The sequence below is a fragment of the Paenibacillus sp. E222 genome, from assembly GCF_013401555.1.
Lineage (GTDB): Bacteria > Bacillota > Bacilli > Paenibacillales > Paenibacillaceae > Paenibacillus.
Genome location: NZ_CP058552.1, coordinates 4,708,979 through 4,735,227, shown reverse-complemented (window position 1 = coordinate 4,735,227; position 26,249 = coordinate 4,708,979). Strand labels below are relative to the sequence as shown.

24 protein-coding genes and 2 pseudogenes are annotated in these 26,249 nt (G+C 40.1%); 6 read left to right on the top strand and 20 right to left on the bottom strand.

From position 1 onward, the window contains the following. Positions 1-2 precede the first annotated feature (2 nt). The 4 genes from HW560_RS21310 to HW560_RS21295 are packed head-to-tail and all read right to left on the bottom strand — an operon-like array spanning position 3 to position 2,983. Positions 3-629 carry an ABC transporter permease gene (locus tag HW560_RS21310; RefSeq protein ID WP_090898706.1) on the bottom strand — a complete coding sequence of 209 codons (627 nt, stop codon included), beginning with the start codon at positions 627-629 and terminating at the stop codon, positions 3-5. Next, positions 626-1,396, bottom strand: coding sequence for an ABC transporter ATP-binding protein (locus tag HW560_RS21305; protein WP_090902369.1), 771 nt, complete (start codon positions 1,394-1,396; stop codon positions 626-628). The genes HW560_RS21310 and HW560_RS21305 overlap by 4 nt, the downstream gene beginning before the upstream one ends. Positions 1,397-1,409: 13 nt before the next feature. Beyond that, positions 1,410-2,315 carry a glycine betaine ABC transporter substrate-binding protein gene (locus HW560_RS21300; protein WP_090898709.1) on the bottom strand — a complete coding sequence of 302 codons (906 nt, stop codon included), beginning with the start codon at positions 2,313-2,315 and terminating at the stop codon, positions 1,410-1,412. A gap of 11 nt (positions 2,316-2,326) precedes the next feature. Then, positions 2,327-2,983: an ABC transporter permease gene (locus HW560_RS21295; RefSeq protein ID WP_090898712.1), complete on the bottom strand. Its 657-nt coding sequence runs from the start codon at positions 2,981-2,983 to the stop codon at positions 2,327-2,329. 137 nt (positions 2,984-3,120) lie between these two features. Here HW560_RS21295 and HW560_RS21290 point away from each other — a divergent pair, with 137 nt between their 5' ends. After that, positions 3,121-3,477: a winged helix-turn-helix transcriptional regulator gene (locus HW560_RS21290; RefSeq protein ID WP_090898713.1), complete on the top strand. Its 357-nt coding sequence runs from the start codon at positions 3,121-3,123 to the stop codon at positions 3,475-3,477. A 228-nt stretch (positions 3,478-3,705) separates the two neighbouring features. Here HW560_RS21290 and HW560_RS21285 read toward each other — a convergent pair whose 3' ends face one another. The 7 genes and pseudogenes from HW560_RS21285 to HW560_RS21260 form a co-directional block, all read right to left on the bottom strand. Continuing rightward, on the bottom strand, positions 3,706-4,539 hold the full coding sequence (locus tag HW560_RS21285) for an SPL family radical SAM protein (RefSeq protein ID WP_090898716.1): 834 nt from the start codon (positions 4,537-4,539) through the stop codon (positions 3,706-3,708). 686 nt (positions 4,540-5,225) lie between these two features. Then, positions 5,226-5,423, bottom strand: a complete 198-nt coding sequence (locus HW560_RS21280) for a transcription initiation factor TFIIIB (protein WP_090898719.1) — start codon at positions 5,421-5,423, stop codon at positions 5,226-5,228. A 313-nt stretch (positions 5,424-5,736) separates the two neighbouring features. Next, on the bottom strand, positions 5,737-5,979 hold the full coding sequence (locus HW560_RS21275) for a hypothetical protein (protein ID WP_090898722.1): 243 nt from the start codon (positions 5,977-5,979) through the stop codon (positions 5,737-5,739). Positions 5,980-6,394: 415 nt separating this feature from the next. Further along, positions 6,395-7,354 carry an L-threonine 3-dehydrogenase gene (locus HW560_RS21270; RefSeq protein WP_090898725.1) on the bottom strand — a complete coding sequence of 320 codons (960 nt, stop codon included), beginning with the start codon at positions 7,352-7,354 and terminating at the stop codon, positions 6,395-6,397. A 37-nt stretch (positions 7,355-7,391) separates the two neighbouring features. Further along, entirely contained in the window at positions 7,392-8,582 is a 1,191-nt protein-coding gene (locus tag HW560_RS21265; protein WP_179264606.1) for a glycine C-acetyltransferase, read from the bottom strand. Positions 8,583-9,294: 712 nt separating this feature from the next. Then, positions 9,295-9,378, bottom strand: a pseudogene (locus HW560_RS34020) (DNA-binding response regulator); the annotation flags it as partial. A gap of 110 nt (positions 9,379-9,488) precedes the next feature. Then, entirely contained in the window at positions 9,489-10,253 is a 765-nt protein-coding gene (locus HW560_RS21260; RefSeq protein WP_256222074.1) for a YheC/YheD family protein, read from the bottom strand. Positions 10,254-10,455: 202 nt separating this feature from the next. On the opposite strand from HW560_RS21260, the gene HW560_RS21255 reads away from it, so the two are divergent. The 3 genes from HW560_RS21255 to HW560_RS21245 all read left to right on the top strand — a co-directional run bounded on the left by HW560_RS21255 (position 10,456) and on the right by HW560_RS21245 (position 13,370). Then, positions 10,456-11,265 (top strand): DUF6492 family protein, encoded by an 810-nt coding sequence (locus HW560_RS21255; RefSeq protein ID WP_090898737.1) that lies wholly within the window; start codon positions 10,456-10,458, stop codon positions 11,263-11,265. A gap of 17 nt (positions 11,266-11,282) precedes the next feature. Further along, positions 11,283-12,662, top strand: coding sequence for a sugar phosphate nucleotidyltransferase (locus HW560_RS21250; RefSeq protein ID WP_090898740.1), 1,380 nt, complete (start codon positions 11,283-11,285; stop codon positions 12,660-12,662). Between the two features lie 507 nt (positions 12,663-13,169). After that, positions 13,170-13,370, top strand: coding sequence for a hypothetical protein (locus HW560_RS21245; protein WP_090898746.1), 201 nt, complete (start codon positions 13,170-13,172; stop codon positions 13,368-13,370). Positions 13,371-13,943: 573 nt separating this feature from the next. Here HW560_RS21245 and HW560_RS21240 read toward each other — a convergent pair. The 3 genes from HW560_RS21240 to HW560_RS21230 form a co-directional block, all read right to left on the bottom strand. After that, on the bottom strand, positions 13,944-14,138 hold the full coding sequence (locus HW560_RS21240) for a hypothetical protein (RefSeq protein ID WP_179264604.1): 195 nt from the start codon (positions 14,136-14,138) through the stop codon (positions 13,944-13,946). Between the two features lie 104 nt (positions 14,139-14,242). Further along, positions 14,243-14,824: a TetR/AcrR family transcriptional regulator gene (locus HW560_RS21235; protein WP_090898749.1), complete on the bottom strand. Its 582-nt coding sequence runs from the start codon at positions 14,822-14,824 to the stop codon at positions 14,243-14,245. Positions 14,825-14,916: 92 nt separating this feature from the next. Beyond that, on the bottom strand, positions 14,917-15,927 hold the full coding sequence (locus HW560_RS21230; protein WP_179264602.1) for a fumarylacetoacetate hydrolase family protein: 1,011 nt from the start codon (positions 15,925-15,927) through the stop codon (positions 14,917-14,919). Positions 15,928-16,093: 166 nt separating this feature from the next. Here HW560_RS21230 and HW560_RS21225 point away from each other — a divergent pair, with 166 nt between their 5' ends. Then, positions 16,094-17,116 (top strand): MBL fold metallo-hydrolase, encoded by a 1,023-nt coding sequence (locus HW560_RS21225; protein ID WP_090898756.1) that lies wholly within the window; start codon positions 16,094-16,096, stop codon positions 17,114-17,116. Between the two features lie 152 nt (positions 17,117-17,268). On the opposite strand, the pseudogene HW560_RS21220 reads toward HW560_RS21225, so the two are convergent. From HW560_RS21220 to HW560_RS21210, 3 genes and pseudogenes are all read right to left on the bottom strand, one after another. Next, positions 17,269-18,628 (bottom strand): annotated as a pseudogene (locus HW560_RS21220) (IS3 family transposase). A gap of 108 nt (positions 18,629-18,736) precedes the next feature. Further along, a complete protein-coding gene (locus tag HW560_RS21215; RefSeq protein ID WP_090898759.1) occupies positions 18,737-19,204 on the bottom strand; it encodes a hypothetical protein in 468 nt (155 codons plus the stop codon). 65 nt (positions 19,205-19,269) lie between these two features. Further along, complete coding sequence (locus HW560_RS21210; RefSeq protein ID WP_090898761.1) at positions 19,270-19,800, bottom strand: S-layer homology domain-containing protein; 531 nt, start codon at positions 19,798-19,800, stop codon at positions 19,270-19,272. Between the two features lie 553 nt (positions 19,801-20,353). On the opposite strand from HW560_RS21210, the gene HW560_RS21205 reads away from it, so the two are divergent. After that, positions 20,354-21,631, top strand: a complete 1,278-nt coding sequence (locus HW560_RS21205) for an MDR family MFS transporter (protein WP_090898764.1) — start codon at positions 20,354-20,356, stop codon at positions 21,629-21,631. A 185-nt stretch (positions 21,632-21,816) separates the two neighbouring features. Here HW560_RS21205 and HW560_RS21200 read toward each other — a convergent pair whose 3' ends face one another. The 3 genes from HW560_RS21200 to HW560_RS21190 all read right to left on the bottom strand — a co-directional run bounded on the left by HW560_RS21200 (position 21,817) and on the right by HW560_RS21190 (position 25,728). Then, a complete protein-coding gene (locus tag HW560_RS21200; RefSeq protein WP_090898768.1) occupies positions 21,817-23,148 on the bottom strand; it encodes a preATP grasp domain-containing protein in 1,332 nt (443 codons plus the stop codon). Continuing rightward, positions 23,145-24,287, bottom strand: a complete 1,143-nt coding sequence (locus HW560_RS21195) for a glycine amidinotransferase (protein ID WP_090898772.1) — start codon at positions 24,285-24,287, stop codon at positions 23,145-23,147. The genes HW560_RS21200 and HW560_RS21195 overlap by 4 nt, the downstream gene beginning before the upstream one ends. A 274-nt stretch (positions 24,288-24,561) precedes the next feature. After that, positions 24,562-25,728 carry a cytochrome P450 gene (locus HW560_RS21190; protein WP_090898776.1) on the bottom strand — a complete coding sequence of 389 codons (1,167 nt, stop codon included), beginning with the start codon at positions 25,726-25,728 and terminating at the stop codon, positions 24,562-24,564. Positions 25,729-26,249 lie beyond the last annotated feature (521 nt).

Below are 26,249 nucleotides of genomic sequence, written 5' to 3'. Positions count from 1 at the left end.
ATTTATCTCTCCGATCTCAAATATATTCGTTTCTCAAACAGCATGAATATTGCGTTCGTCACAATGGCAAGTCCTGCTGACAATAAGCCCCCCCACAAAATCTTATCGATATTCATGGTCCGTAATCCATCATTTAATATCGTACCTAGCCCTCCTGCATTAATGAAGGCAGCGATGGTTGCCATGCTAATGGTTGTTACCGAAGCAAGTCGAAGGCCAGTAAACAGAGGCTTGATTGCCAAGGGTACCTGGACTTGAAATAAGATCTGAAATCGGCTCATACCTACCCCAGTAGCAGCTTCAATAACAGATGGTTCAACATGTTTCAAAGCTGCAATAAACTGACGTAGAAGGATATATTGGTTATAGGCAATGAGCACGGTAATGGCTGTCGTTTTCCCCAATCCGGTCACAGGGATCATGATTGCAAACAAAGCCAAGCTCGGAATGGAATACAAGATTGAAAACATGTAAATGAGTGATCTAGATACCTTATCAGAGGCCAGAGCTAAGATGGTTAAGACGATTGCAATGATCACAGAGAGCAGCATGGTCAAAATGAGAATCTCCACATGCTCCAACAATGCATTTCCCAACTTATCCGGATGCTTAATGGCATAGTCGATCATGTTAAGTTCCCCCAGAAACGTTCTTGCTCCTTCGAAGATTGAATGAGTGAGTACACAAAATCATCTGCAGGATGAGTTACAATTTCTCTCGGGGTATCGAATTGACAAACCTTACCCCGATTCATAATCATAACCCTGGTTCCCAGCTTGAATGCTTCATTAATATCGTGAGTCACGAACAAAAAGGTTTTTTTCATTCCCCCATGAATCTTTAAGAGTTCATCCTGGAGATTTAAGCGCGTAATAGCGTCCAAGGCCCCAAAGGGTTCATCCAGCAGCATAATTTTGGGATCGGTTGCTAATGCTCGCGCAAGACCGATTCTCTGTTGCTGTCCTCCGGACAATTGTGAAGGATAACGTCGTTTGAAGTTCTCTGAATCTAACCCAACCAAAGCTAACAATTCTTGTACCCGATCTTCGATTTTCTTTTTGTCCCATTTCAAAAGACGAGGAACAGTAGCAATATTTTGTTCAATATTGATGTGGGGGAACAAGCCTACTTGCTGAATAACATAGCCAATTTTTCTTCTAAGTTTTACAGGATCAACTCGAGCGATATCCTCGCCAAATATTTTAATAATCCCGTGGGAAGGATCGTTAAGCCGATTCACCATCTTCAATAAAGTTGTCTTTCCTGATCCAGAGGAGCCGAGGATTGTAATAAACTCCCCTTCACTTATCGACAAGTTCACATGATCAACTGCATATGCATTGGAATCTGAATATGTTTTGCTCACATCATGGAATTCGATTGCTGTTGGAGTCATGTTAACGCCATCCTTATTTAATGGAATCATAAAATTCTTTTGCCACATCTTCATATTCTTCTTTGTCTACGTCCACTTTTGCGTTTAGTGCGGTTACGGTGTCTGTATCCAATACCGAACTAACCTTATTGATCACTTCAGCGATGCCGGGATCCGTTGAGAGCACATTATCACGGATAACAGGCGCCAAGTTATAAGGTGGCCATACTTGTTTGTCATCTTCCAATAGGGTGAACTCGTCTTTGTTCACCAACTGACCTTCAGTGGTATATGCAGGCGCAACATCAGCCTCATTGTTTCTAAGCACTTCATATTTCAAACTGTTATCATATACTTTGGATGATTTCCAATTGAGCTTGCCATACACTTTCTCCAATGCTGGAATACCGTCAGCGCGCCGGTCAACCTCTCCTTGGGAAGCAAATCGAATCTCACCGGCATGTTTTTGCAAGTCAGTAATGGTCTTGATCCCTAATTTTTGTGATACTTCCGTTCGAATAACGAGACCCGCTCCATCATTTGCTTTTGAATAATCGAGCCATGAGATATTAAATTGCTTTTTGTACTCTTCCTTGACTTTTGTATACACTTCATCCGGATCTGTCATCAAATCCATCTGTAATACGGCCAACAACCCCGTACCTGTGTACTCTGGATACATATCGATATCGTTATTAACAATCGATGAATGAATGATGGAACCCGCAATATTAGGAACACGCTCTACTTGGTATCCCGCGTTCTCCAAAGCCAAAGCATATAGCTCCCCGACAATTAAATTCTCAGTAAAGTCTTTTGAACCAATTCGTATAGTAGATCCATGATTATTCGTTTTATTACCACATGCACTCAAAATTATGGACAAAACAAGTGTGATTGAAATGGTTAAAACCAATTTTTTCTTTATGTTCTTTTTCATTTGTGTGGACCCTACCTTTGCAAGAATTTATATCTAAACAATACACGTTCAGACAGATCTAAAATAAATCCTATACCAATAGCCAGAATCGCTACTGAAATACCACCAATTAAAAGTAAATCCGTTCGATTGAGTCCTAAACCGGTAAAAATAATTTCTCCTAATCCACCAGCTCCAATTTTGGCAGCCAAAGTGGCGCTGGCGATAATTTCAATCGCAGCGGTTTTAATCCCTGTCAATATCAATGGTCCAGCCACTGGAAATTGGATTTTCCATCGGATTTGTCGTTCAGACATCCCTACACCTTGTGCAGATTCAAGTAAAGACAAGGACACACTTTGTAACCCGGATACTGTATTCATTAAGATAGGAGGGATTCCTAAAATAATGAGAGCAACAAGGGCGGGCCTAATTCCAGTACCCATGATAGGAAGCAACAGAAGTAAGATCGCTAGGCTGGGAACGATTCGTAATGTTTGGAATAACGAGATGATCCATTTTTCGGAACGATTGTATTTAGTTGATAAGGTACCTAATGCAATCCCGATAAGTGTAGAACCCATCAATGCCAATAAACTGATCTTTAAATGCTCTTTCCAAGAATTCAAGAACGTTAACATATGATTCGAAAAATAGTCACTCAGTTGCATCCATAAACTTTCTTGCAAACTCCCTCCTCCTTTCATTCATTTTCATTTGCTTTTCTCATCGACAGAATTATAATATAAGCAATGTATTCGTTTTGAAAGTAGGCACCTTTTTGTTATATAGGAACCTAATAGTAACTATTGGAGGCGATAATGTAGTGATTTCAAAAAAAGAGTTGCCGTTGTGTCCTGTGGCAACGACAGTTGGCTTGATAGGTAACAAGTGGAAGTTATTGGTTATGAGGGATCTTTTGAAGGGGACTCAACGATTCGGAGAACTTCGTAAAAGTATCCCGGAGATCAGTCAAAAGGTTCTCACTGAAAATTTACGTTCAATGGAAGAGGATGGAATTGTCATTCGTACGGTGTTTGCAGAAGTTCCTCCGAGAGTCGAATACAGTTTAAGTGATTTAGGAAATTCACTGAAGCCAATTATATTCTCTATGGAGACATGGGGCCTTGGATACCAGAAACTCAATGATGAACTTCCAGACGATATTCATCAGAGTGAATGAAGTCGAAGTGTTAATCCAACGTCATTTCAAAATAAAATAAGCTCCTCTATTATTCCCATGGAATCATAAACCCTGTATTTTCATCTTCAAGTTAAGTCAATGGAGGACTCATGCGTCCTCCATTGACTCGTAAGAGAAAGTTGATCTTCGAACACCAGTTTCTGCAATATTTCTATTGCATGAAGAAAAAACGGGCAAGATCCTCACAAAATGAATGGCTATATAAAATCAAAATGGATATGCGCTGTTTTTAGATACATGAATGATTTCAGATGGAAATCTTGCCTTAAAATATTTTTCCACTTTCAGATGAATGCTTTTCTCGTACCATTTGTCCCAGCCGTTCGCAGCAAATAATTTTGGCATTTTTAAACGCTCAGATCTCATCCCCATTTGACCATCACCTATCAGTAGCGTATCAATCCAAATTCGATCAGTTATACCTTGTATCATGTTAGCGAAATTAGGTGAAAAAGGTAGCACTGGGGAAATAGATACTTGTGTATATATCCCTGCGTCATTTATCTTTTTCAAGGCTTTAACTCTTAAATCTATTCCAGGAGCATAGGGTGAAAAAATTCGTTTCACATCTTCGCGATCTGTCTCGATTGTCATTGAAACCAGAATCCGACATTTTTCCTTTAATTTAAGTAGTATATCAAGGTCTCTGGCAACCAGAGGGCTTCTAGTTTGAATTTGAAGTGAATCTGGTGGGTTTTTATCCATTTCTTCCAATAGGCTTCTTGTAATGTTTGCCCTCTGCTCTACAGGTTGATAAGGATCTGTGGCTGATGACATGAATATACTTATGGGTTTATTTTTGCGTCTTAGAAGAGAGACTTCCCTTACATAGTTTTCTGCTGCATTTTTCTTGACATCCACCCACAATCCCCAAGGAATATCCTTAAACTTTTGAATTGGCATTTCTCTGACGTAACAGTATTCGCAAGCAAATGCACAACCTGTATAGGGATTTAGCGAATGAGTAAAACCAATATCAAGATAACCCTTTACTTCACTTAATATTTTCTTAGACACAATGTCTTTGATTTCAATCGGCATGATGTTACCATCCCCTCAATTACTTTCGTTTAATCTCCCACTTAATCAGTTAATTGAACGATCACACTATGCATGAACCGCCTTTCTTTTTATCTTAAAATTTCTCATGCTACTTGAAAAGTAGGCACCTTTTTATTAGATAGGAACCAGAATGTAACTATTGGGTGTTAACAACAAAACAACCGTTTTAAGAACAGTTGTTTGTTGTCATTAAAGATTAAACTATTGTTTTTATAAGAATGTCCTTATTCTGAACCTGTGTCTTATCTGTGGGTACAACGGCTTGGTAACTTTCCGAGGTGGTAACAATTAAAAAAGGTTCCTTCCTATTTTTTTAGATTTAGGTATTCTAAAAAATGTAAAACCGTCCCTCCAATGCTGCCTATTCAAGTTTTAACTACATGTGCTTTTTTGGGATATACATCTAATCGGGAGTAGGAACATGTTCTTGTTCAATACGGTAATCGGTACAAGTTCTTGTCCTTGGCTTGGGACACGAACTTGTACCGATAAAATAAAAAAGCCGCTAAAATAGCGACTTGAATGGGATCATGTTCTTGACCCTCGACAACAAAGACTGAATTTTTTTAAAGTTCCCTACTTTCATGCAATTATGCCCTTTAGTCTTTATTTAACTGAGCAGAGTTAGAACTTGATCTGTTGGTCCCCTTTCTTGCAGTACAATTTTATTTATTATCCTCAAATTTATGTGGCTCTTTAACAAAACTTTTTAAAATAAATCCACACGTTATACAAATTACATGAGTAACATCTGATCCTAATGTTAGCATCTTTTTCATAGGATATACCCTAGCTTCGCCGTGCGACTTGCCCTCCCCAAATTTTGTTCCTCCACATTCAGGACAACATTCTTCGTTTCTCATCCCGAACCTCCTTCAATGAAATTATCTTTTCATTGTTTCTATATAGTCCATATGTAACTTTCTATTATCAACGTAAATCCCATTTTTTTGTAAACGGCTATTAGAGCAACGTGTGAAATCGTATCATCTGAAACTATATCATCAGTAGTATGAGTCACACCTTCTTTAATACCCATTTCAATTAGACTGTCATGTAACAAAGGAACTACCTTAAAAAATGTGCTACAACCCAACCGATCGCTACTATTTCTATAGGCGTCAAGTAGTACTCCTGCAAGGTTATTCCCTTCCTTCTTCAAAATACAAAATTAACTTATAGCAGCTTGCTAAGCGGTAATAAGGCATGATGCAGATGTCCTGCCATATGGTATTGGTATTTACGAACTTCTAACGAAGATACTTCAGTGGTATAAGAGACACCCGTTAATTCCCAGAATTCTTGCCCAGCTAGTTGATAACCGTTATAACACGGATCTCCAAATTGTATCTTAGTTACATTTTCTGACGGAATTACTACGTAAGAATTATCTTTTGTTTCTTTCGAAAATGAACCCATTATATGCACACTCCTTGCTTGATTAATGAAACTATCATTTTATTCTTTTATTAATGTGGCTCAAAGGGTTCTCTTGTTTGGTAACTTTGTGTCATTGTACATCTGCATTATATCTATAAATGAACTAACAGGCAAAATAACGATTAGAAAAACGCCTATCGCAATGAGAACATGTTCTTGTCCCGCGACATAAACAGCTCCCTTTCTTTCACTTCTGTGTTTTAATTTTGCATGCCTCGGTCCGTCCTGTTGCAAACTTTATGCCGTGTTCTTTATCTTATAAGCCACAGATACCGAAATGTCCGGGCTGGAGGGTGAAAAAGAAGCTGCAACAAAAGGTCCGGGTAACGCCAAACCTCTTGATGCAGCTTCTTTTGTATTTCAACTGGCTTTGCACAGCGAATTCATAATCACTTTAAGCCTTGCGAAGCATTTGTCTCTCGCTTAGCTGTGAAAGCATATCCTTCGTCATGGCCTTCAGGTCGTAGCGGGGAAGAAATCCCCATTCTGTTTTCGCTGCCGTCGCATCAATGGAATGCGGCCAGCTATCGGCAATCGCCTGTCTCTTCGGATCAACGTCATAATCGAGGATAAAGCCGGGAAACTCATCCCGAATCGCTGCAGCGATCGCCTCCGGATCGACGCTCATTGCGGTGACATTAAATGAATTTCGGTGCATCAACCGGGATGAATCCGCTTCCATCAATTCGATGATAGCATTCAGGGCATCCGGCATATACATCATGTCCATGTTTGTGTCCTTGGCGATATAAGATGTATACCGACCAGCCGTCACGGCTGCGTAATAAATTTCCACGGCGTAATCCGTCGTTCCTCCGCCGGGAGGCGTCATATAAGATATCAAACCCGGGAATCGCAGCCCCCTCGTATCCAGGCCGTATTTGTGAAAATAATAATCACAAAGCAGTTCGCCGGACACTTTGTTCACACCGTACATCGTATTGGGCCGCTGGATCGTATCCTGCGGGGTATTGTCTTTCGGAGTCGAAGGCCCAAAAGATCCAATGGAGCTTGGAGTGAAAAATTGGCAGCCGAGCTCCCTGGATACTTCAAGTGCATTCATCAATCCGCCCATATTCAAATTCCAGGCAAGCAGCGGTTTCTCCTCAGCAGTAGCCGACAGCAGCGCAGCCAAATGGATGACGGTATCCACTTCGTACCGCTTGGCGATTTCGAACATCGCCTTATCATTCGTCACGTCCAGCAGCTCGAATGGCCCTGATCGGGTAATTTCGTGGGCTGATGACCTGAGATCCGTAGCAACAACGTGATCCACACCATAAATTTCACGTAATTTAACAACTAACTCAGAACCGATTTGGCCCAGTGCCCCAGTCACCAAAATCTTGTCCATAAGACATTCCTCCCGAAATATACTCCCGCGAATGCAGCTAAATCAGCTTCATTTCCTTGCCAACTTTCTCATAAACGGAGATCACCTGGTCGAGCATCTCCCTGGTATGGGCAGCTGTCGGCATGTTGCGTATTCTTCCCGTTCCTTTCGGAACCGTCGGAAACAGGATTGCCTTGGCGTAAACGCCTTCTTCATAGAGCCGTTTGCTGAACTGCTGAGTGGTTACTTCATCGCCAATGATACAAGGTGTGATTGGCGTTTCGCTTTGGCCTACATCATATCCAAGCTGGCTCAGGCCATTTTTCAAAGCATTGCCGTTCTCCCACAGCCTTTCGATCAGCTCTTTGTCATTCATCAAAATGTCGACAGAAGCACTGCAAGAAGCGATTACAGCCGGAGGTAGCGATGTCGAGAACAGAAACGGACGGCTTCTCAGCTTCAACCATTCGATCAGTTGTTTTTTACCCGCCACATAACCGCCGACAACGCCGATCGCCTTGGAAAGAGTACCAATTTGAAAGTCAATGCGGTCGGACAATCCAAAATGCTTCACGGTTCCCGCACCTGCTCCGAGAACGCCCGAACCGTGGGCATCATCCACATAAGTAATCAGATCGAATTCTTCAGCTATTTTCACGATTTCGGGCAGCTTTGCTATATCACCATCCATGGAGAAAACCCCATCGGAGATGACCATAATTTTATGGTACTGACCGGATTCCTTGGCCTCTTTTGCCTTCTGTCTTAAATCATTCATATCCGAATGCTTAAAGCGAATCACCTTGGCTCTCGACAGGCGGCAGCCATCAATAATCGAAGCGTGGTTCAGCTCATCGGATAAAATCGCATCATGCTGGTCCATTACCGCGGATATAGCAGCCATATTGCAGTTAAATCCCGATTGATACACGATAACGGCTTCCGTTTTTTTGAAACGGGCCAGTTTTTCTTCAAGCTCAATATGAAGATCCATCGTACCATTAATTGTTCTCACAGCCCCTGCGCCTGCCCCGTATGTCTGCGACGCCTTAACTGAAGCATCAATCAGGCGGTAATCTGTTGCCAGTCCCAAATAGTTATTGGAAGACAAATTGATTAGGGACTTTCCGTCGATACGAATAACAGGACCATTTGCACCCTGCAGCGTATCAATGACGTTATATAGACCTTTAGTCTTTAGATCTTCGATGCTCGAACTTAAAAATTGGTCCAATGCTTGACTTGACATTCCATTCCCTCCTCGATATACGTATGTCCTCGTACAGGAGACATAGTATTCTTCAAAAAAACCTGTTATAAAAGGAATTAAACTAATTTCAATGTATCATCTTTTTTATTTATTGTACACATGTGGCGGACAAAAAATAAAAATATCCGCAAAAAAACATAGCGATTGCTTCCCCCATTCCCGGAAGCAATCGCTACTAAATCTTTGCTTATATCTTTTGCTGCTCGGAACTTCTTGTGCAGCCATTATTTCTTTTGCTTATTCCTTTAAATCAATCGATTTACCCCGGTTCAAACGGGATTCTTCCGCGGCAAACGCAATGAGATGACTCCGTACGGAAGCGCTTGCCGAGGTTAGGCTCTCCTGACCACTACAGTTCCATAGCTATAAACTCCTTAAGGTGCTAGCATTACCCATGCCAACAGCGCTGTTCGGATCATCATGTTCGCCTGTAGCAATAGCTGCCTCTTCAATATAATAGACACTCGTTTCTTTTGAAGAATGTCGACGCCATCATGCGATAAACGGGGGGCCGTGGAGTCGATGTCGTGTTCGACACCATCGGCGGCAACACATTGTCGCGCAGCCCGACACGCAAGTACTCCTTGAACGAAGCTAACAGGTTCTTGTCCCTCTACAATACTCAACACTAAGTCACTTTCTCTACTCACTACAGCATCTTTCAAAGGACCATCAAGAATAACTCCCAAAGCAACATCTTTTCCTCGAAAACTTGCGGCTGAATTGGCTTAATCAGATATTGAAAGGTGATGACATCGAAGCTCTCCACCATGTATTACGATACATTATCAGACCCTAAAAGGCAGTTCAAGCTCAAAAGTCGCCATATTGGCGACTCTTGAGCTTGAAACCTTCTCCATCCATTCCTATGAAAAAACCGGTCTGTTATTCTGTTTTTTTGGGGAAAGCATGGCGGTAATATCGTATTACCTTGCGATACATCGTCTTATCCTTTAATTGATTGAATATAAATGGGTCCGGTTTGACATTTACCTCTATAATCCAGGGTTTCAGACTGTGATCAAGGCCGATATCCACACCGATTTGCATTAGATACGGGTACTTTTTTTTCATATGACGAGCTATGCGCAGGCTAAGCTCATTCATCTCCTGAACCAGTTTATTTCTGCGTTTTGTGGATGCATGCGATTGTAGCAGCTTGTGAATATCCATCGGTGTACCACCACTATGATAATTGGTTACGATTTTCTTTGGATGACCCAGTCGCCCTATGATTCCGGTAGCTTCCCAATGTTTGGTCGGGCTTAGCTGTATCATGACTCGGATGTCAAAACGTCTGTTATTGTGCTTAAGCAGATGGATTCCTCTCTGAATCAGATAACTTCTTTTATGCACCAAACGAGTCAGACTGCTATAAAACGATTCAAAGCTGTCAAACGTCAGGCGTTTTTGCTCTATCTGATAGACAAAATGTTGATGACTGTCCATCTCGGCCTTAATAACACCCATCCCGAAAGTACCTCTCTCGGGTTTGACATAGACCATTCCATATTTGCTGATCATGGATTTCAGATTCGTTTTGTTATATTTCTGTGTGTCGGGGATAAACGGTTTAATTGATTCATTATTAATGATCAATTTTGTTTTTAACCATTTGCTTCTTAACGGCTGCAATTTATCAACTCCCATGTCGTAAACTCTCCCTTCAGCCACCGCATCAAAGCTCGCTGTTTGATCAAGATCCTGCATGCATTATATGTAATACCGATAAAGGAACCCTCAACAAAAGCCCTATTCGTAAAAAATGTATATTTGCACATGCCCTGACCAAAACACTTTTGCACACATACCATATAATAAGTCATCACGATTTGTGCAAGGAGTTGAGAAGATGTCCGTCGAGCCTGGAATCCGGTTGAATAATGCGCCTAAGATTGATGTTCTTATACCAGCGATAGAGAAAGATTTGGCTACCCTTCCCCTCGTCATCAATAACATTCGCCGTTATGTAAAACATCCCATTGGAGGCATTTATATTGTTTCTCCGGTCAGCACCAAAATCAGAGAACTTTGTTCCCGTAAAAACTGTATTTTTGTTAATGAGCGATCCGTCCTGCCTATAACCAAAAACGAGATACACTACCAGTCCTCCCGATGGAATCGGTCAGGCTGGTTATATCAGCAGCTGCTCAAAATGAACGGAGATTCCATTGTGAAGGCAAAATACTTTCTAGTCATGGATGCGGATACCGTACTGATTAAACCTCATTCATTTCTTGTAGAAGGCAAAACAGTATTTTACTGCCGTGACTGGAGCCAGCCGGAATATTTCAATACCTACCGTAAGTTGTTAGGCATGAAAGCTCCGCGCCCGCGCTCTTTTGTCACCCATTATATGCTGTTCGACAAATCGAAACTCTCTGCCTTAAAACAGAAAATCGAAGCGGTTCATAAGCTGCCTTGGTACAAAGCGATCATCTCCAATATCAATAAGAAGAAGCAGTTTGGTTTCTCCGAGTATGAAACGTATGCCAATTTTATGTATACGAAGAACCCAGGCAGCATGGTCCTTAGAAGTTCCATGAATAAAAGTCTGAATGTGAACGCTTCTTCGTTAAAAGAGCAACAAATCCGTAATCTGGCTCTTAAATACCGTTCTCTTTCCTTTCATAAACGGAAAATCTATAGTAAAGCTCCCTGAGCTTAAGGAGGAAGCCCATGCATATCGTACTGCTGTGCGGCGGCTCTGGCAAAAGGCTCTGGCCGTTATCCAATGAGCTTCGCTCCAAGCTGTTCATAGATATACTTCCATCACCCGCTGGAGGTAGGGAATCCATGATCAGCAGAGTATGCCGCCAGCTTGACAGTTCATGCCTAACGGATTCAACGCTCATTATTTCACATCAGGATCAGGCTAATATTACGGCTCGACATACTCAAGGCAAAATACCAGTAATCGGGGAACCTTATAAACGAGGCACTTTTACTGCGGCGGCCTTAGCGACGTTATATCTGCAATCCTTCCGGATGGCCAAAGATGACGATGTGATCTGTATCGCGCCAGCTGATGTGTTCGCAGGTGAAGATTTTTTCAGCAACTTCCAATTACTGCCGGACATCTTGAAACATTCTCAAGCCGATATCGCTTTAATTGGGACAAGGCCTACACATGCTTCAGAGCAGTATGGATACATCCTGCCGGGTGGGGAAGAACGTAATGCTTATGCGCCCATAACACAATTTATAGAAAAACCCGAAGCCACTATTGCTGAAACTCTGCTACAACGTGGGGCACTATGGAACTGCGGTGTGTATGCGTTCACCGTCGAGTTTATGATATCCCATATTAAAAAAATGGGGCTGCCGGTTCATTATGATCAATTGTCGTCCCTGTATGAAGCGTTGCCTGAACGCAGTTTTGACAAGCATGTTGCAGAAAAGGCACAGCGGGCCGTAGTCCTGCCTTATAAGGGAGTATGGCAAGATATCGGAAGCTGGGATACGCTGTGCGCAGAGTTAGATTCCCATGTAATCGGACACGGTGGAATCTCGGGCTCTTCCTCCGATTCCTATATTATTAACGAGCTTCCCTACCCCATCCAAGTCATTGGCGTGCCAGGTATTATCGCTGCCGCAAGTCCGGACGGCATTCTCATTGCCAACAAAAATAATTCAAATGAAATTAAAGCGCAATTGGGCAACTTGCCATTAAAACCGATGTATGGTGAAGCAACCTGGGGCAGTTATCGTGTCATTGAGAGTTCGGTAGAAGATGAAAATACAACTGTAACCACATTAAACATAACCGTTCTACCGGGCAAACATATCGGGTTGAAATGGCACCGGGCAGGATGTAGAGCGTGGACGGTACTTGCAGGCAGCGGTCAATTGCTTATCAACGGACAGGTCACACAGATGACTCTGGGCACTCAGTTCGCGATGATCTCGGAGAGCGTCTATTCTATTTTCGCTGAAACCAGGTTGGTCTTCCTTGAAGTACAGATCGGCGAACCCGAGGATGAGAACAACCTCCTTTTTGAAGAAGAAGACTGGAATATAATCGTAGAACGTGCAGGATCGTATAACTATGGAGTGTAAATTGAATATTCAAATCTTAGCCCCGTCCATTCGTGGGGGCTATTTGCTTTGCGTATCGAACGAAACATGGGGTAAAACCAAATCTCAGTGTGCTAGGGAATATGTTCTTGTCCCTCGACATTTTTGTACATTGACATAAAGTTATTATATTCGGGTTGCTCATACATTCGCCTCTATTCTTAGAAATAAATGATTTCGAATTCAGTTTATCTATCTTTACATATGAAGAAAAAGCCAACATTTAAGCGCTGGCTTTTTATTATAAATCGTTTTAAACTTCTTCTTATCTGCTGCACGATCTCGCAGTTGAAGCTTTCCAGCCTAAATAAATGTCGCTTAAACTCGTTCAACAATTTTATGATTCGTTAATATGACTATTCACTCGATGAGATTGTTAGCCATTGTACTCGTTCAGTTTCTTCCAGACCCACTCATTTACATACCCTAACTCTTTAATTTTCAGGGCAGTCTCTTTAAATGGTGTAATATCCCCTGTGAGGTGATTTGATGAACAAGATTTTAGCGATCTCGATTTTGGGAATGGGTTTAACAGGTGCTGTTTTAATCATCTCAATTGCTCTGTTGTTTAACCCCCCAATAGGAAATGTGTTGAAGATGGTTACTGCTGCTTCAACATTATCTTTTATTATATTTGCTGTTTCGGCTGTGGTATTTCGTCGGCGATTAGATAATGAAAAAAGAGAGTAATTTATTTATACTTCCTCGATTTAGGACGAATAATGCCCAGTAGCAACCCTAACAATGTTTTTACTCAAGCAAAAAAAGCATCTCCTTCAGGAGATGCCTTTTTTGTGCTTATCTTCAGAAAATAATGAAATATATCTCCTCCAACAAGGTATTCTCCCCTACAAGCACCCGTGCCAGAAAATAGAATCTTCTGTTTTAAGATATATGTAGTTATAATACTGAACATAAGTGCTTATCCCAAGGTGATCTTCTCCATGAGAGTACCGATCGAATTTTATCTCCGAAATTACTAAATAAACAACCTCATTTATGTTGCTCTTTAGAAAAATCCTTCTTCAAATAAAAATAACTAAAAGAGCCCACCTAATACTTAGGTGGGCTCTTACTCCTATTTCCCGTATAACTTTTGGGAACGGATTCTCTTTGGAGTAACTTTAAATCAATGCGTAAGCGGAGAAAGTGCCGCAGTTACATCTCTTTCTTACTCATCTTTAAGAATCCAGTCGGTCAGTTCTTTGTCACAACATTGCGGTTCCTCGAACCTAAGTGGGACAATGTGCTTGTCCCTCGACACTAATAGTTAAAACATTCCTGCTCTTGTGATGTCTCTACTCCGGAATAAATATCGCCAAATGCAAACTCGATAATGTAGTTAGCAACATCAGGAGCGATATCTTGCAATGATTCGACTAGACGTTCTACTGCTCCGCCGCCCGCGCATACTGCTATTAATTTGTTCCATCCTAGTTGATAGCGTTCTGTCGTCATTGAGTATAAAAATGCTGAGATGAAGAGGTTCCACGGTATGGCAACAGCCAAGTACCCAGTCGAGCAAAAGCAATCTTTCGCATATTTAAATAAATCAACAAAGCTTATGACTGAGACAAAATTCCTTTTACAAACAATGAAACACTGTGCTTGTAGAAATCTTCCTCGGTGACGAGTTGGGACTGATATTGCCCGTGAATCAGCTCGCTCATCTGAAATCCGTAGCACATCGAGAGAAAAGACATGGCGGCAAGGCGCTCATCCTGTCTGGCTATAACTTTTTTCTTCTGCAAGCGTTCAAAATATTCAACCAGCAAGGAGTGCAGCTTCACCGGCGGATCGGCCAGCACTCTGTCCAATTCGGGAAACATTCCTTTGTCGCGGATGCCAATCAAAATGATGTCCGCATTTTTATGGAAAAACAATCGGTACTGTTGACTTACATTCAGCAGATCGACTTCCGGATTATCGGTCGCGTCCTCTTTTAACAACTTCTCAAATTGCGGAATATCCGAATGTCTTTCAATGATGGCTTCCAATATGCCTTGCTTGCTTCCAAATTGCCGGAAAATCGTAGATTCATTGACTTTAGCTTCCGTTGCAATGGCTTTGGTGCTTACTCCCCGATAGCCCTTCTTTTTGATGAGCCGTGTCGCGGCTTCAATGATTCTGTCTGAAGTTTGCATTGTATTTCTCCTTTTGCATATGTTAAACCTATTCTACTACAAGTTTTGTATATGCAGCAGGGTAGGGATTCATCATTTTTATAAACGTTTATTTAAGGTAAATCGCTTCTTTTTTCCCAGCGGCTTGGTTCCGTAATCTTGACATGATCAGGCACCAATTGCGTGAGCGTGCCTAATTTATCAAATGTAATCTGGATTCGGTCAGAGGGCAACAGCCATTCTTCGGTCTCGATTGCGCAGCAATCCGGGATCGTCCCCATTCCTATAATCGTGCCCGGGAGTGGCGTGAAAACTTTGAGAACCTCCTCTATCACTTTTGCAGGGTGTGCAGAATACTCGGATGTGCTTCCCTTCCAGTGCAATCTCTCCCCGATGCGTACATCCACATCCAATGCCAGCGGGTTGTCGATTTCATCCGGCGTTACCAGAAATGGTCCTATTCCTTTGCTGCGATCGAAATCTTTGCAGCGCGTCGGTCCGGTCATCGCCTGGAAATCCAGCCACTGCACATCGCGGACAGTACTGTCGTTAAAAATAACATAACCTGCAATACAGTTCCCCTTCCCTGTAACAAAGGCCAGCTCCGGCTCGATATCCAGGTAGGATGAGTACGAAGGCCAATGAATCGTATCCCCATCGCCAATTAATGCATTATGGTTACACTTATAATAACTGAAAGTTACTTTATTCGGATCTTGCTGGAATTTTTCAGAAATTTTACTTGTAAGCTCTTCTCTTTCCGGCCCTGTATATTCTCTTTGCAGCAGATTTACGCCAGCATTTCTCAGATGTCTTGGCGTCAGCCCGAAATCGATAAGCGCAGCCGGATTCGGAACCGGCGGTAGCAGGTTTACGGCTGCAATCGGGCTGATTTCATTTTCATTGAATTGATGCAACTGTTTGACAGCATATTGCATCATTTCCTTAGCGGCATCATAACTTGCCGGCAAATAATGAAGATAGCTTTCCATACTTTCAAGACTGTCAACGAATGTTCCCTGCTTTTTCATGATTGCAGCAAAAGACACGACAAATCTCTCGTTAATTACAAACCCAAACAAAGGTTCCTGGGATGTATTGGTTTGAAAGGTTACTAGTTTCATGTTGCAGCGCCTCCATCCATGTAGTGTGATGTTGTTCTGTTAGTAGCATACAGTATGGAATTAATGCATGCAAGTACATGCTTGCATTTCTGTTTTCCATTTTCTATAATGAGGACATAGTCAGTATGACTTACCAAAAAAAACATATACACGAAGGAGAATTTTTATGAAGTATGGACGTATTATTCAAAAACCTCGCGTTAAATTTTTTGAAGTCGCAGATGATGTCTTTGCCGGTATTTCGCCGTATCGCGGGATCAGTTGGGCCAATGCCGGGTTCATCAACAAGGGTGAAGGGCTAGTGTATGACACGTTCTTCGATTTGTTCCATGCGCGGGAAATGCGGGAGACTTTTAAGGAAGTAAGCAACGGTGGCTCTCCCGCATATGTGGTGAACTCGCACTATAATAGCGACCATGCCTGGGGAAACAAAGTGTTTGAAGATGCTTGCATTATTATGCACAAGGAAGCGTCCAGAGAGCGTCTTACTGAAAATATTGCCTGGATGGACAGCGTCATCAGAAGAGGAAAGGATTCTCCGGAATCTACTTCGGGCGAGCGGTTTTTTGCAGCGGAATTTGAAGGATTCGACCTGAAAGGCGTAGAATGGGTGCTCCCAAATATTGAGATAAAGGACGATATCAACATCCGTCTTGGCGATACGGAAGTCATGATTTACAACGTTGCTCCGGCCCACTCTGACAGTGACTTGCTGCTGTGGATGCCAAAAGAAAAAGTGCTGTTCGCCGGCGATGTCGTGTTTAACGGGTGTACGGCATACAGTGAAGAGGGAACCCTCAATTGGGTTAAAGTGCTTGACCGCATTATTGATGAAATTAAACCCGAAATCGTTATTCCAGGACATGGCGCCATCTGCGGCCTGGACTTCGTGAAGGAGCAGAGAGACTACCTCCTGAACCTGATCAGCGAGTTCAACAAGTATTACAATGACGAAATTGATGCCTTGTCCCTGACCAAGCAAATTGATATTTCCCGCTTCCTTCATTGGATTCAGCCAGAACGCTTGTATGTTACAGTGGACATCCTATTGAAAAGCAAACGAGGGTTACCTCCCCTTCCAATTTGGAACGAGGTGCCTGCTAAGCTGGAAGACATGAAAGTTTTTTTGGCCGGAAAATATGGTAATCAAATCAAGCCATGGGACCCTATGAGTGTTTGGCAAGAATGAATAGCAATTTGAAGCTAGCCTACGAAAAACAAAAAATGGAGTTGGACTTATAAGTTACTAGTAGAACTCTTCTAAAACGATATAACCTGCCCGTTAGCTGAATAAAAGCAGCCGATCACTTGAAGTGACCCCTTAAAGTTAGACAAATATTTTTATGCAATTTGTTGGGCATGAGCCCGGTATTGTACCGGACTCATGCCTTTTAATTTTGACTTGATGCGTTTGTGATTGTAGTAATCCATGTATCGTGCTAGCTCTTGTTTGAAGTGATCTACACTTTCAAATTCATGAAGATAAAAAAACTCTGACTTCATAATGCCAAAGAAGTTCTCCATTACTGCGTTATCATAACAATTCCCTTTGCGTGACATGCTCTGGGTAATCGCTTGTCCCTTTAAAGCCTGTCGATACTGTTTCATCTGGTAGTGCCAGCCTTGATCCGAGTGCAGGAGGAGTTTATCCTCGTTGGACAAGCGTTTAAAGGCTTTATTTAGCATCTCGGAGACTAAGGAATACGTAGGGCGAGACCCTACTGTGTACGTAATAATCTCACCGTTATACAAGTCCAGAACAGGTGATAAATACATCTTTTCTCCAAACAATTTGAACTCTGTAATATCCGTAACCCATTTCTCATTTGGTTTTTTTGCTAGAAAATTACGATCCAGTACGTTGGGTGCAATTTACCTACAGTTCCTTTATAGGAACGATATTTCTTCATACGCACCACTGATTTCAAGCCTAATTCTTTCATGATACGCAGTACTTTTTTATGGTTAACTCGATGTCCACGATTAACTAGTTCATCACAGATACGACGATATCCATAACGCCCGTGATGTTCCTCATAAATGGATTGAATAAGGAGTTTCAGGTCTGCGTCTAGATCGGGCTTGTCAAACTGCTTCACCCAGTAATAGAAGGTACTACGTGGGACTTCAGCGAACGCTAATAATGCAACCACCGGGAATTCAAGCCTTAATTCATAGACGACTTGCGCTTTGTCTTGTTTGGTGATTTTTCCTTGTTTTGAACTAAGGCATTCAACTTTTTTAAGTAGGCGTTTTCCATACGCAAACGTTCTAATTCAGCTTGTAGAGCTTCAGTCGATCCCTCAGCAGGTTCTTGCTTTTGAAGTCCTTTTTTATTCTTATCCGTCATACAATGACGCCCCTTTATCTTTGGTTTTAGGGCGTCGATCCCATTTTCATTGAACTGACTGCGCCACCTTCGAATAACCCCTGGAGAAGAGATATTGAAAATGACCGCAGCTTCATTTGGAGACGTCCCATTTTCGTTCATATAGTTGAGTACGTCTAGTTTATAGGTTAGAGAGTAAGCTGTATAGGTTTTTTCAAAAGCTTTTAAACCGTGATATTCGTATTGCTTGATCCACATACGCAGGATTTCATGATTAATTCCTAAGGATTTCGCAATGCTTTTAATCCCTTCATTTCCTGATAAATATTGATGAATAGCTTCTATTTTCAAGTCTGAATTAAATTTTGACAAAAAAACTGCACCTCCAATTGTTAGATGGTGTCTAACAATTGGGGTGCAGTTCAACTTTGATCAGCTGCTTTCTTTCATTTTCCGATAATTTAATAACACAAAGATCTATCAATAATTTAAAGCAGTTTTTAAAGATGTTACCATTATATGATAGAGTACCTGGGTTTCATCATCGACAATAAACGTGATCGTATACACAACTTCAATATTTTGGATTGGATCATAGATTGAAATATCCTGATAGGTGCCATCGCTCATCTTCTTATAAAAATACTCTATGATGCCTTGACCGCTCACTCCAGATGACCCATATCGATCTATAATATCTGATAAGGTACTTTCACCCAATACAATTCCTTTTTTTGTAAGTAGTGAAGAAGCTGTATTAGGTGAGTATTGCATGTATGAGTCGGTTTTCCAACCATCTAACTCTCCACTCTGGTTAAAGTGTGCAGTGAATAACGGATATGTATCAGAATCAAAAATATTCTTTCCTTTAGATTCTCCGAATTGTACATCAATTGATTTTTTCGAATCTCCAAATCTAAGTTCTGGAGAATCGCCAAGAATGTACAAATTAAAATCCTCATCAGTAACAGGCTCTGTACTAAAATCAGGAATTACTTCAGAAGATATGTCTATCAGATCAGGAAGAAGACTGAGATCTGTAGAAACTTTTGGTCTTTCATAGATCTTAAGTCTTCCATGAAAAGCAAGCTTGCGTATCCATTAAAGTGCTTCTGCCCTCGTAAGTGTACCTTCCTCATCAAACTGCTTTGGAATATTAGCTTCACTGTTGGTAATCCATGTACGATCAGATAGGCGACAGCATATTGGCCAGTATAATGAACCCCTTGAGTTGCACTGATAATTTCGGCAGCACGTAGTTTGGTAATGGACTGCATTCTCATCGCAAAGTTGTTTTCTCCAGTTGTCGGATGGTTATATCGCTTAGCTACCCTGTAGAGACCTTCTGTCCAACTCTCACTGGGTAGGTATGCACTATTTGCACTTGCATTTGGAATAGCCATACTCATTGCTCTGTATAACATCTTGAGGAATTCAGCCTCTGTTATTACTTGATCAGGCTTAGAGCTGTAATTGGAATATCCATTAATTATATTTTCAGAGATACCCCATTGAAAGAGACGCTTGGCCCAGTGCTCGTTCATGTTTTCTGCCAGGAATTCCCCTCCACATCAAAGTGGCTATATTTTTGTCATTCTGCTCCTGCATCTCGGATTCGGCTACTGCAGTTGTAGATCCCAATAGTAATGCGGCTAAAACTAAGCAAGCGGTCATACGTTTAAGACTGATCATTATCGTACCATCCTTCTAGGATTAAATCGTAACTATAATAATTTATCAGGTGCTTGGCTCGGGATACAAACTTGTACCGAATGTAATAAAAAGCCGCTAATTTAGCGACTTCAAAGGGTTAACATTTTGTCTCAAAACAATTCACAATATAGATGACTTGTCATGCCAGATGATTAGAGCAAGTCAGCTTTGCTTTAGGTGGGATTCATGAATAATTTTTTCGCAGAAAAGAACATTTGTTCTTTTTTTGGGTCATTTGAATATAAAAATGTATTATATTGTTTTTACATTATTATTATAGAAAAAAAATAAAAAAAAGTCTATATTTTTTTCTGGGTTCTGGCTATATTTAATCTACCGATATTTTCCAGACAGTTAAAAAAATTAAAAAAGTGAGGTAATTGAATGAAAATAAAGTCATGGGATTTAAACTTAAAGATACGGCTCAGTGCGGAAACCATATTTAACTTACTTTACTGGATGTATTTTCCCTTTATCACGATTTACTTCAGTCAATCTTTAGGAAATCACATTGCGGGATTATTGATGACAGTCCCTCCTTTAATCTCAATCTTCGGAAACATATTAGGAGGATATCTCGCGGATAAAATGGGTAGACGATTTGTAATGTTATTGGGTGCCTCAATCCAAGCCATAATGTTTGTCGGATTTGCTGTTACAGGTAATGATTGGATAAGTTACATATCTTTTATAGGGATAGGTCTAGGGGGCGCTGTTTATGGCCCGGCGAGTGATGCAATGGTCGCTGATTTAACTCCTCCTCAAGAAAGAAGACAGGTTTTTGCAACGTTTATTACCGCTAAAAATATAGGAGCAGTACTTGGGCCAGCACTTGGGGCATTTTTCTTCTTCAATTATCGAAGTGAATTACTGTGGACATGTGCTATTGTAATGTTATTATATGCACTTGCAATTTATTTAAAAGTATACGAATCCATGCCAAACCACGAACTGAAAAGATTAGAAAAAACTACTTTCAAAGCTGCATTCAAAGAAGAATGGAGCGGTTATGGAACAATTTTTCGTGATAAACCATTCTTATTATATCTCTTTGGTGGAGTACTTGGAGTCATAATTACAATGCAATTAGATTTATATTTAGCGATTTATGTGAATGATTATGTTCCAGCTCAAGATCTGTTTAATTGGAATAACTTTAACTTATCGCTCAATAGTAGTGAAATATTAGGTTGGATGCTGGGTTTGAATGGACTCTTATTTGTATTCTTTGTCCTCCCTGTAACGAAGTGGTTATCGAAGTGGAGTGATAAAAATGTTTTTATACTTTCAGCTGTTCTCGCTGGTGTAGGAACATTTTTATTAGGTTTTACCACAAACATTTGGATTCTATTTTTACTTACAATTGTTTTTACTTTCGGTGAGATTGTTAGAGCACCTGTCATTGATAATTTTATAGCTGACTATGCACCCGAAAATGCAAGAGGGAAATATATGGGAGCATCACGATTGCAGTTCACAATTGGTAGGTTTTTAGCCCCTGTAACTGTATTTATGTCTGAATGGATATCCCCTATTGGGATATTCAGTACAATACTAATTCTTGCTGCTTTGAGTGCTCTCGTATATATAAGACTTTATAAAGTTTATGATAATTCTAAAATTGAAAAGGTTGAGGCAAGTTCTTCGGATCTTACTCAGTAATAGGACAGTTCACTTTAGTCATTATGGTATGACTGCATCACAAATCTAGGTGAGGCAATCATACCATAATTTTATTAGGTTTTTATGAACCTCTGAAAACACAAAGAACCCTAAGAGGGCTACCATGTGTAGTTGACCAATATTTTAAATTAGTATTCCAATAACAATCATTTGCTAGTTAGATCTCAAAGATAGAGTTTTTTTGTGCTAAAATGATTATCCAATAAACTGTAATATTGCTTCTCTTCTTGTTCATTTTCATAAACAATACAAAAACTCACGTATCCACCTACCTCAAGTAGAATCGGTAAGGATATTAAAATTCCTTTACGTTTTGAAGAGTCATAAAGTAGATTATTGTCTTCTAAAAATTGGTGAAAAGTTTCAAAAGCAACAGGTGTCCAATTGAGTGGGGAGTGATATTGAACTACAGTTCTTTCTGGCTCTTCTTTAGCTTTAACTACTTTATTAGCTATTGAATCATAAACATGCAGAGAACCGCCTACGCGAGAGTTTACCTCAGTGAATACTATGTTATCATCTTTTTCTATAACTGCATCAGCAGACAAATAACCACGATATCCAATGGATTGATAGAACTTGGCAAGTGATTCACCATAAGTTGTTAATTTTGTTTCTACTTCCTTTGAGATACCTCTTAAAGGAGCTATTTCTGTAACAAGCCTTTGATTAGTATATCCTAAACGTCCTGAACCCGTAAAATAAACACCTTCATCGTTAGCAAAAAATTCAGCATATATTGTTTTTGCATCTGGAATGAACTCTTCTATAATAACAGGCCTCTTTCCATTTGCAGAAGCCCAGTTCCAACGCGAGTCTAAATAACTTTTAATAGGGTCATTAGCTGTACTCAGTACATGCATATGAACTGCCCCTACATGACCTACTCCCAGACTTTTATCTCTTATAAGCAACTCATTCCCCGCTCCTGCTCCATTGTGTGCCTGTTTAATCATTACCGCATCATTAATTGACAATAGATTTCGTATTGCTAGTTCAGCTTCTTCAATTGAGTGGCAAACCCTTCCATCTGCAATAGGTGCGCCTGCTGCCGTAGCAAATACCCTAAAATAAGCTTTGTTATTAACCAGTTCAACTCCATTTTGTAAGAAAAAGGATGCGCCTTGTAATTTATCTGATAAGCTAAGTTTCTCTACAAAGTGTGCAATAGCAGGTGATGGCCACATTGGTAATACCTGAGTTACATTATTTATTTCTTTTCGAATGCTGTTTATAAATTGTTCCTCATATAAAGCCTGGGGATCAAAATGTTTTTCATTGGATTTGTTATTAGACGTAACGAAAAACTTAAGGCTGTTTGCATCCACCCCAGTTAGAGATGTAACATGCTGTAGGAATTGCATGTCTGGTTTAGATGGTAGAATGATTAAATCTCCATCTTCAGCAAACCAAATAACTCGTTGCGAAAAGATGCGATCATCGTTGCTCAATTTTAGTATTGAATGTTCAATATGATTTCCGATTATTATTTTCATATTGTGTAGTCCTCCAGCCCACCGTCCCTTACTGTATCAAGAGTAAAACAGTGGAACCCTCCTCCAAAAAGTCTACGGTGACGATGTTTTACCGGGACAACTGTAAATCCTTCTTTTTCAAGTGTCTTTATTAAATCAACACATACCTCATTCACTAGTACAGTTTCTGGATTAACTGATAGAACATTCAAATCTATATAGGGACTTGTTAATAATAAATCGCCATCATCATAAGTAGGAAAGTTGGTTGCGCTTGGTTCTGGAGGTACTATCATTTTCCATTTTTTAAACGGTTCAGGAAGTAAATCTTTTAGATCTTTATGTCTAGCTAGAAAAACTCCTGGTCTAAGTGCTAACAACATACTATCAATATGGTTATCACTCATCCGATAAACTCTGTGAATTCTATAACGGTTCTCGACATGTCTTTCAAGCCAGTCACAGGCTAATTTATGATTTTGGTTTGCAATATTAACGATAATATCTTTACCTAATCTTAAACACTGCGCACCATCGAGCATCATCTCAAATCCCACATCATAAGGAGAACTTTCGGGATCTTCAATAGGTTCAGTAGGCCCACCTAATGTAGTCTCTAAATCACGTGCATAGGAAAGATCAAAAGACATGTCTGTTAAAATTGGTCTAGGCATGGTGGTCCAAGTCGCGCCGGCTTCAAAGTACTTCATAAATATTGGAGCTAACAATCTAGTTTCTAAATACCTAGATCTAATAGCTGGAGGAGTTTCAATGATTTCATCTCCCAAAATTAAAGTGTTATCACGAACGTTTAGAGCTGGTACTGGTGCACTTTCCCACCCAAGTCCTTTGATATTTTGTGGATTAAACGGTAAAATCATAGGTCGATGAACAGTTACATCGAATTTTTTTAGTAAATTCACAAGATCTTCCACGTCTTCATTGAGTTCCTCAACATACTTTTGTTTGATTTGCCAGTTGAGATCATTCACCTCTTTGGACGACTTATTTAAACGGGGATATGCCCAGTCCGATTTAAAAAGGTTTTCATGAAAGAATATATCAAACGATAGATCTCTTTCATGCGATATGTAGTTTTGGGCTGTTCCAACAATTATCTCCTTTAAAGGAGACCAGTCATCAAAGCTATTTAATTTCATCTATTAATCACTCCTGTTTATATTTTTAAAACAAAATATTCAGAGCCAGACTAACATAATTATGTACTGTCTGACTCTGGCTCATTTTTGTTATGTTAAATTAATGCGTGTAAATCATAGTAATCACCTCCATAGAAGTATTACTATTGAGAATTATTAGTGCGTGTAGATCATAGTATTCACCTCCGTTTGAAGTAATACTCAAACACTCTTAATGTGTATAGATCATAGATATCACCTCCTTCAAGTAGAAAGATTGTATGAATCAAAATAATTAAATGTTACTAAATAACACTGGGAGTTCGTCGATGCACCTAACCGTTGCTGTATTCCTTCTTGTAGGAGTACGAACTAACTCAAGACATCTTGATTCAGAAAGCAGAGAATGGATTAATTCGCCTATTGCCAACTTCCCAAATAAAGTGCCTACGCAAGTATGAGGGCCCCAACCAAACCCTAAGTGCTTATTATTTGTTCTATTTAAAATAATCTTATCTGGTTCTGGAAATGCAAGGGGGTCTCGATTCGCTGCAGCCAATAAAGTTAGTACAATATCTCCCTTTTTTATTGCTGTGCCCCTAATTACAGTGTCTCTTGTAGCAAATCGACTCGTCCCCTGTGCTGGGCCATCAAACCTTACTAACTCATCAATTCCAGATGAAAATAATGATTCGTCTTTGAAACTTTGAAGAATTTCAGGATTGTTTATTAAAGCGAGTACCACATTACCAAACGTAGCATATAAAGTACCGAAGCTAGCATTAAACATAGTACCGGTTGTATTTCTAATATAGTAACTTGGCACATTGGCTTTTTCGCTGTTCGCTCTAATATACGGCAGTATACCGGTCGTAGCGTTTGACTCAAACCATAAATCAACTAGCTCGTTTAATTTTTTTCTTGCTTGTTCTCCAGGCTCAAAATTTTCAGGGGACAATCCTGAATCCATTTGGTATGCAATAGCATCAGAAATCTCCATGTATAGTTCCAATTCTGGTTCTTCCACTCCTAGTAATATAGAAGTCAAGCTTAAAGCAAGAGGAGCAGACACCTCTTTCATCCAATCAAATTCCTTATACGTTTCCTGCTTTTGAAAGGTACTATTTATAGAAGTACGTATTTTCGCCCTAATATTCTCAATATCTTGCGACTTGAAAGCCTTCATCATTAGAGCTCTTAAAGGTCCATTTTCCGGAGGGTCTAATGACTGTAAATTTTTTCGAACATCTGAAATTTCCACTCCAACTCTTCTCATATCTAATGCAAACAAATCAGAATCTTGTAAAACCTTCATGCAGTCATCATGCCGAGTCAAGACCCAAGATTTCATTCTCTCATGCCAAAATATTGGCGTGGTTTCCCTTAATTTTTTGTAGATTGGATAAGGATTCTCTAAAGTGTCCGGATGTAAGGGATCATACGTAAGTACAGCACTATCCATATCACACCAGCCTCTCTGGAATTTTTTATAATATATTGAATATAATTCTACTAAATAGTTGAAATTCCTTCTTTTTTGTTACATTTTTTTGCTTTAAAGCAAAATATAAGATTTTATACGGATTCCAGACAAAAAAATCATCATTGTTAAGTGAATTAGCTAAAAATCTTGTCACCACCAAGTATAAGTTGATTTCCTATCTTAAATCAGTCACCTCCTAGCCATTTCAAACTGCCAAAGCCATGTGTAGAAGTATTGTGAAATATGTGAGACTCGTGTATCTTGAGTAACTGTGTAAATAAAGAAGCATTTGTCTTCTAGGCGGTTACCAGACATCACCCTGTATACATACTAGAAAACGTTGGTATATCTTTCTTTCATTTAGGATTTATATAATAACGAGATCGTAGCATGGCATCTTTCCGAGCTTAATGACCTCTATAAATTTCGACACCTTTTCATTATTAAAGTGCTTATTAACCGAGCTTGTTTTATCCATTCCAAATGGGATTACAGTTCCA

Excerpts from the sequence above, each read along its gene's own strand:
- HW560_RS21310 (WP_090898706.1), bottom strand. The coding sequence starts at position 629 with ATGATCGACTATGCCATTAAGCATCCGGATAAGTTGGGAAATGCATTG.
- HW560_RS21305 (WP_090902369.1), bottom strand. The coding sequence starts at position 1,396 with ATGACTCCAACAGCAATCGAATTCCATGATGTGAGCAAAACATATTCA.
- HW560_RS21300 (WP_090898709.1), bottom strand. The coding sequence starts at position 2,315 with ATGAAAAAGAACATAAAGAAAAAATTGGTTTTAACCATTTCAATCACA.
- HW560_RS21285 (WP_090898716.1), bottom strand. The coding sequence starts at position 4,539 with ATGCCGATTGAAATCAAAGACATTGTGTCTAAGAAAATATTAAGTGAA.
- HW560_RS21280 (WP_090898719.1), bottom strand. The coding sequence starts at position 5,423 with ATGAGAAACGAAGAATGTTGTCCTGAATGTGGAGGAACAAAATTTGGG.
- HW560_RS21275 (WP_090898722.1), bottom strand. The coding sequence starts at position 5,979 with ATGGGTTCATTTTCGAAAGAAACAAAAGATAATTCTTACGTAGTAATT.
- HW560_RS21270 (WP_090898725.1), bottom strand. The coding sequence starts at position 7,354 with ATGGACAAGATTTTGGTGACTGGGGCACTGGGCCAAATCGGTTCTGAG.
- HW560_RS21265 (WP_179264606.1), bottom strand. The coding sequence starts at position 8,582 with ATGTCAAGTCAAGCATTGGACCAATTTTTAAGTTCGAGCATCGAAGAT.
- HW560_RS21260 (WP_256222074.1), bottom strand. The coding sequence starts at position 10,253 with ATGGGAGTTGATAAATTGCAGCCGTTAAGAAGCAAATGGTTAAAAACA.
- HW560_RS21255 (WP_090898737.1), top strand. The coding sequence starts at position 10,456 with ATGTCCGTCGAGCCTGGAATCCGGTTGAATAATGCGCCTAAGATTGAT.
- HW560_RS21250 (WP_090898740.1), top strand. The coding sequence starts at position 11,283 with ATGCATATCGTACTGCTGTGCGGCGGCTCTGGCAAAAGGCTCTGGCCG.
- HW560_RS21245 (WP_090898746.1), top strand. The coding sequence starts at position 13,170 with ATGAACAAGATTTTAGCGATCTCGATTTTGGGAATGGGTTTAACAGGT.
- HW560_RS21240 (WP_179264604.1), bottom strand. The coding sequence starts at position 14,138 with ATGACGACAGAACGCTATCAACTAGGATGGAACAAATTAATAGCAGTA.
- HW560_RS21235 (WP_090898749.1), bottom strand. The coding sequence starts at position 14,824 with ATGCAAACTTCAGACAGAATCATTGAAGCCGCGACACGGCTCATCAAA.
- HW560_RS21230 (WP_179264602.1), bottom strand. The coding sequence starts at position 15,927 with ATGAAACTAGTAACCTTTCAAACCAATACATCCCAGGAACCTTTGTTT.
- HW560_RS21225 (WP_090898756.1), top strand. The coding sequence starts at position 16,094 with ATGAAGTATGGACGTATTATTCAAAAACCTCGCGTTAAATTTTTTGAA.
- HW560_RS21210 (WP_090898761.1), bottom strand. The coding sequence starts at position 19,800 with ATGAACGAGCACTGGGCCAAGCGTCTCTTTCAATGGGGTATCTCTGAA.
- HW560_RS21205 (WP_090898764.1), top strand. The coding sequence starts at position 20,354 with ATGAAAATAAAGTCATGGGATTTAAACTTAAAGATACGGCTCAGTGCG.
- HW560_RS21200 (WP_090898768.1), bottom strand. The coding sequence starts at position 23,148 with ATGAAAATAATAATCGGAAATCATATTGAACATTCAATACTAAAATTG.
- HW560_RS21195 (WP_090898772.1), bottom strand. The coding sequence starts at position 24,287 with ATGAAATTAAATAGCTTTGATGACTGGTCTCCTTTAAAGGAGATAATT.
- HW560_RS21190 (WP_090898776.1), bottom strand. The coding sequence starts at position 25,728 with ATGGATAGTGCTGTACTTACGTATGATCCCTTACATCCGGACACTTTA.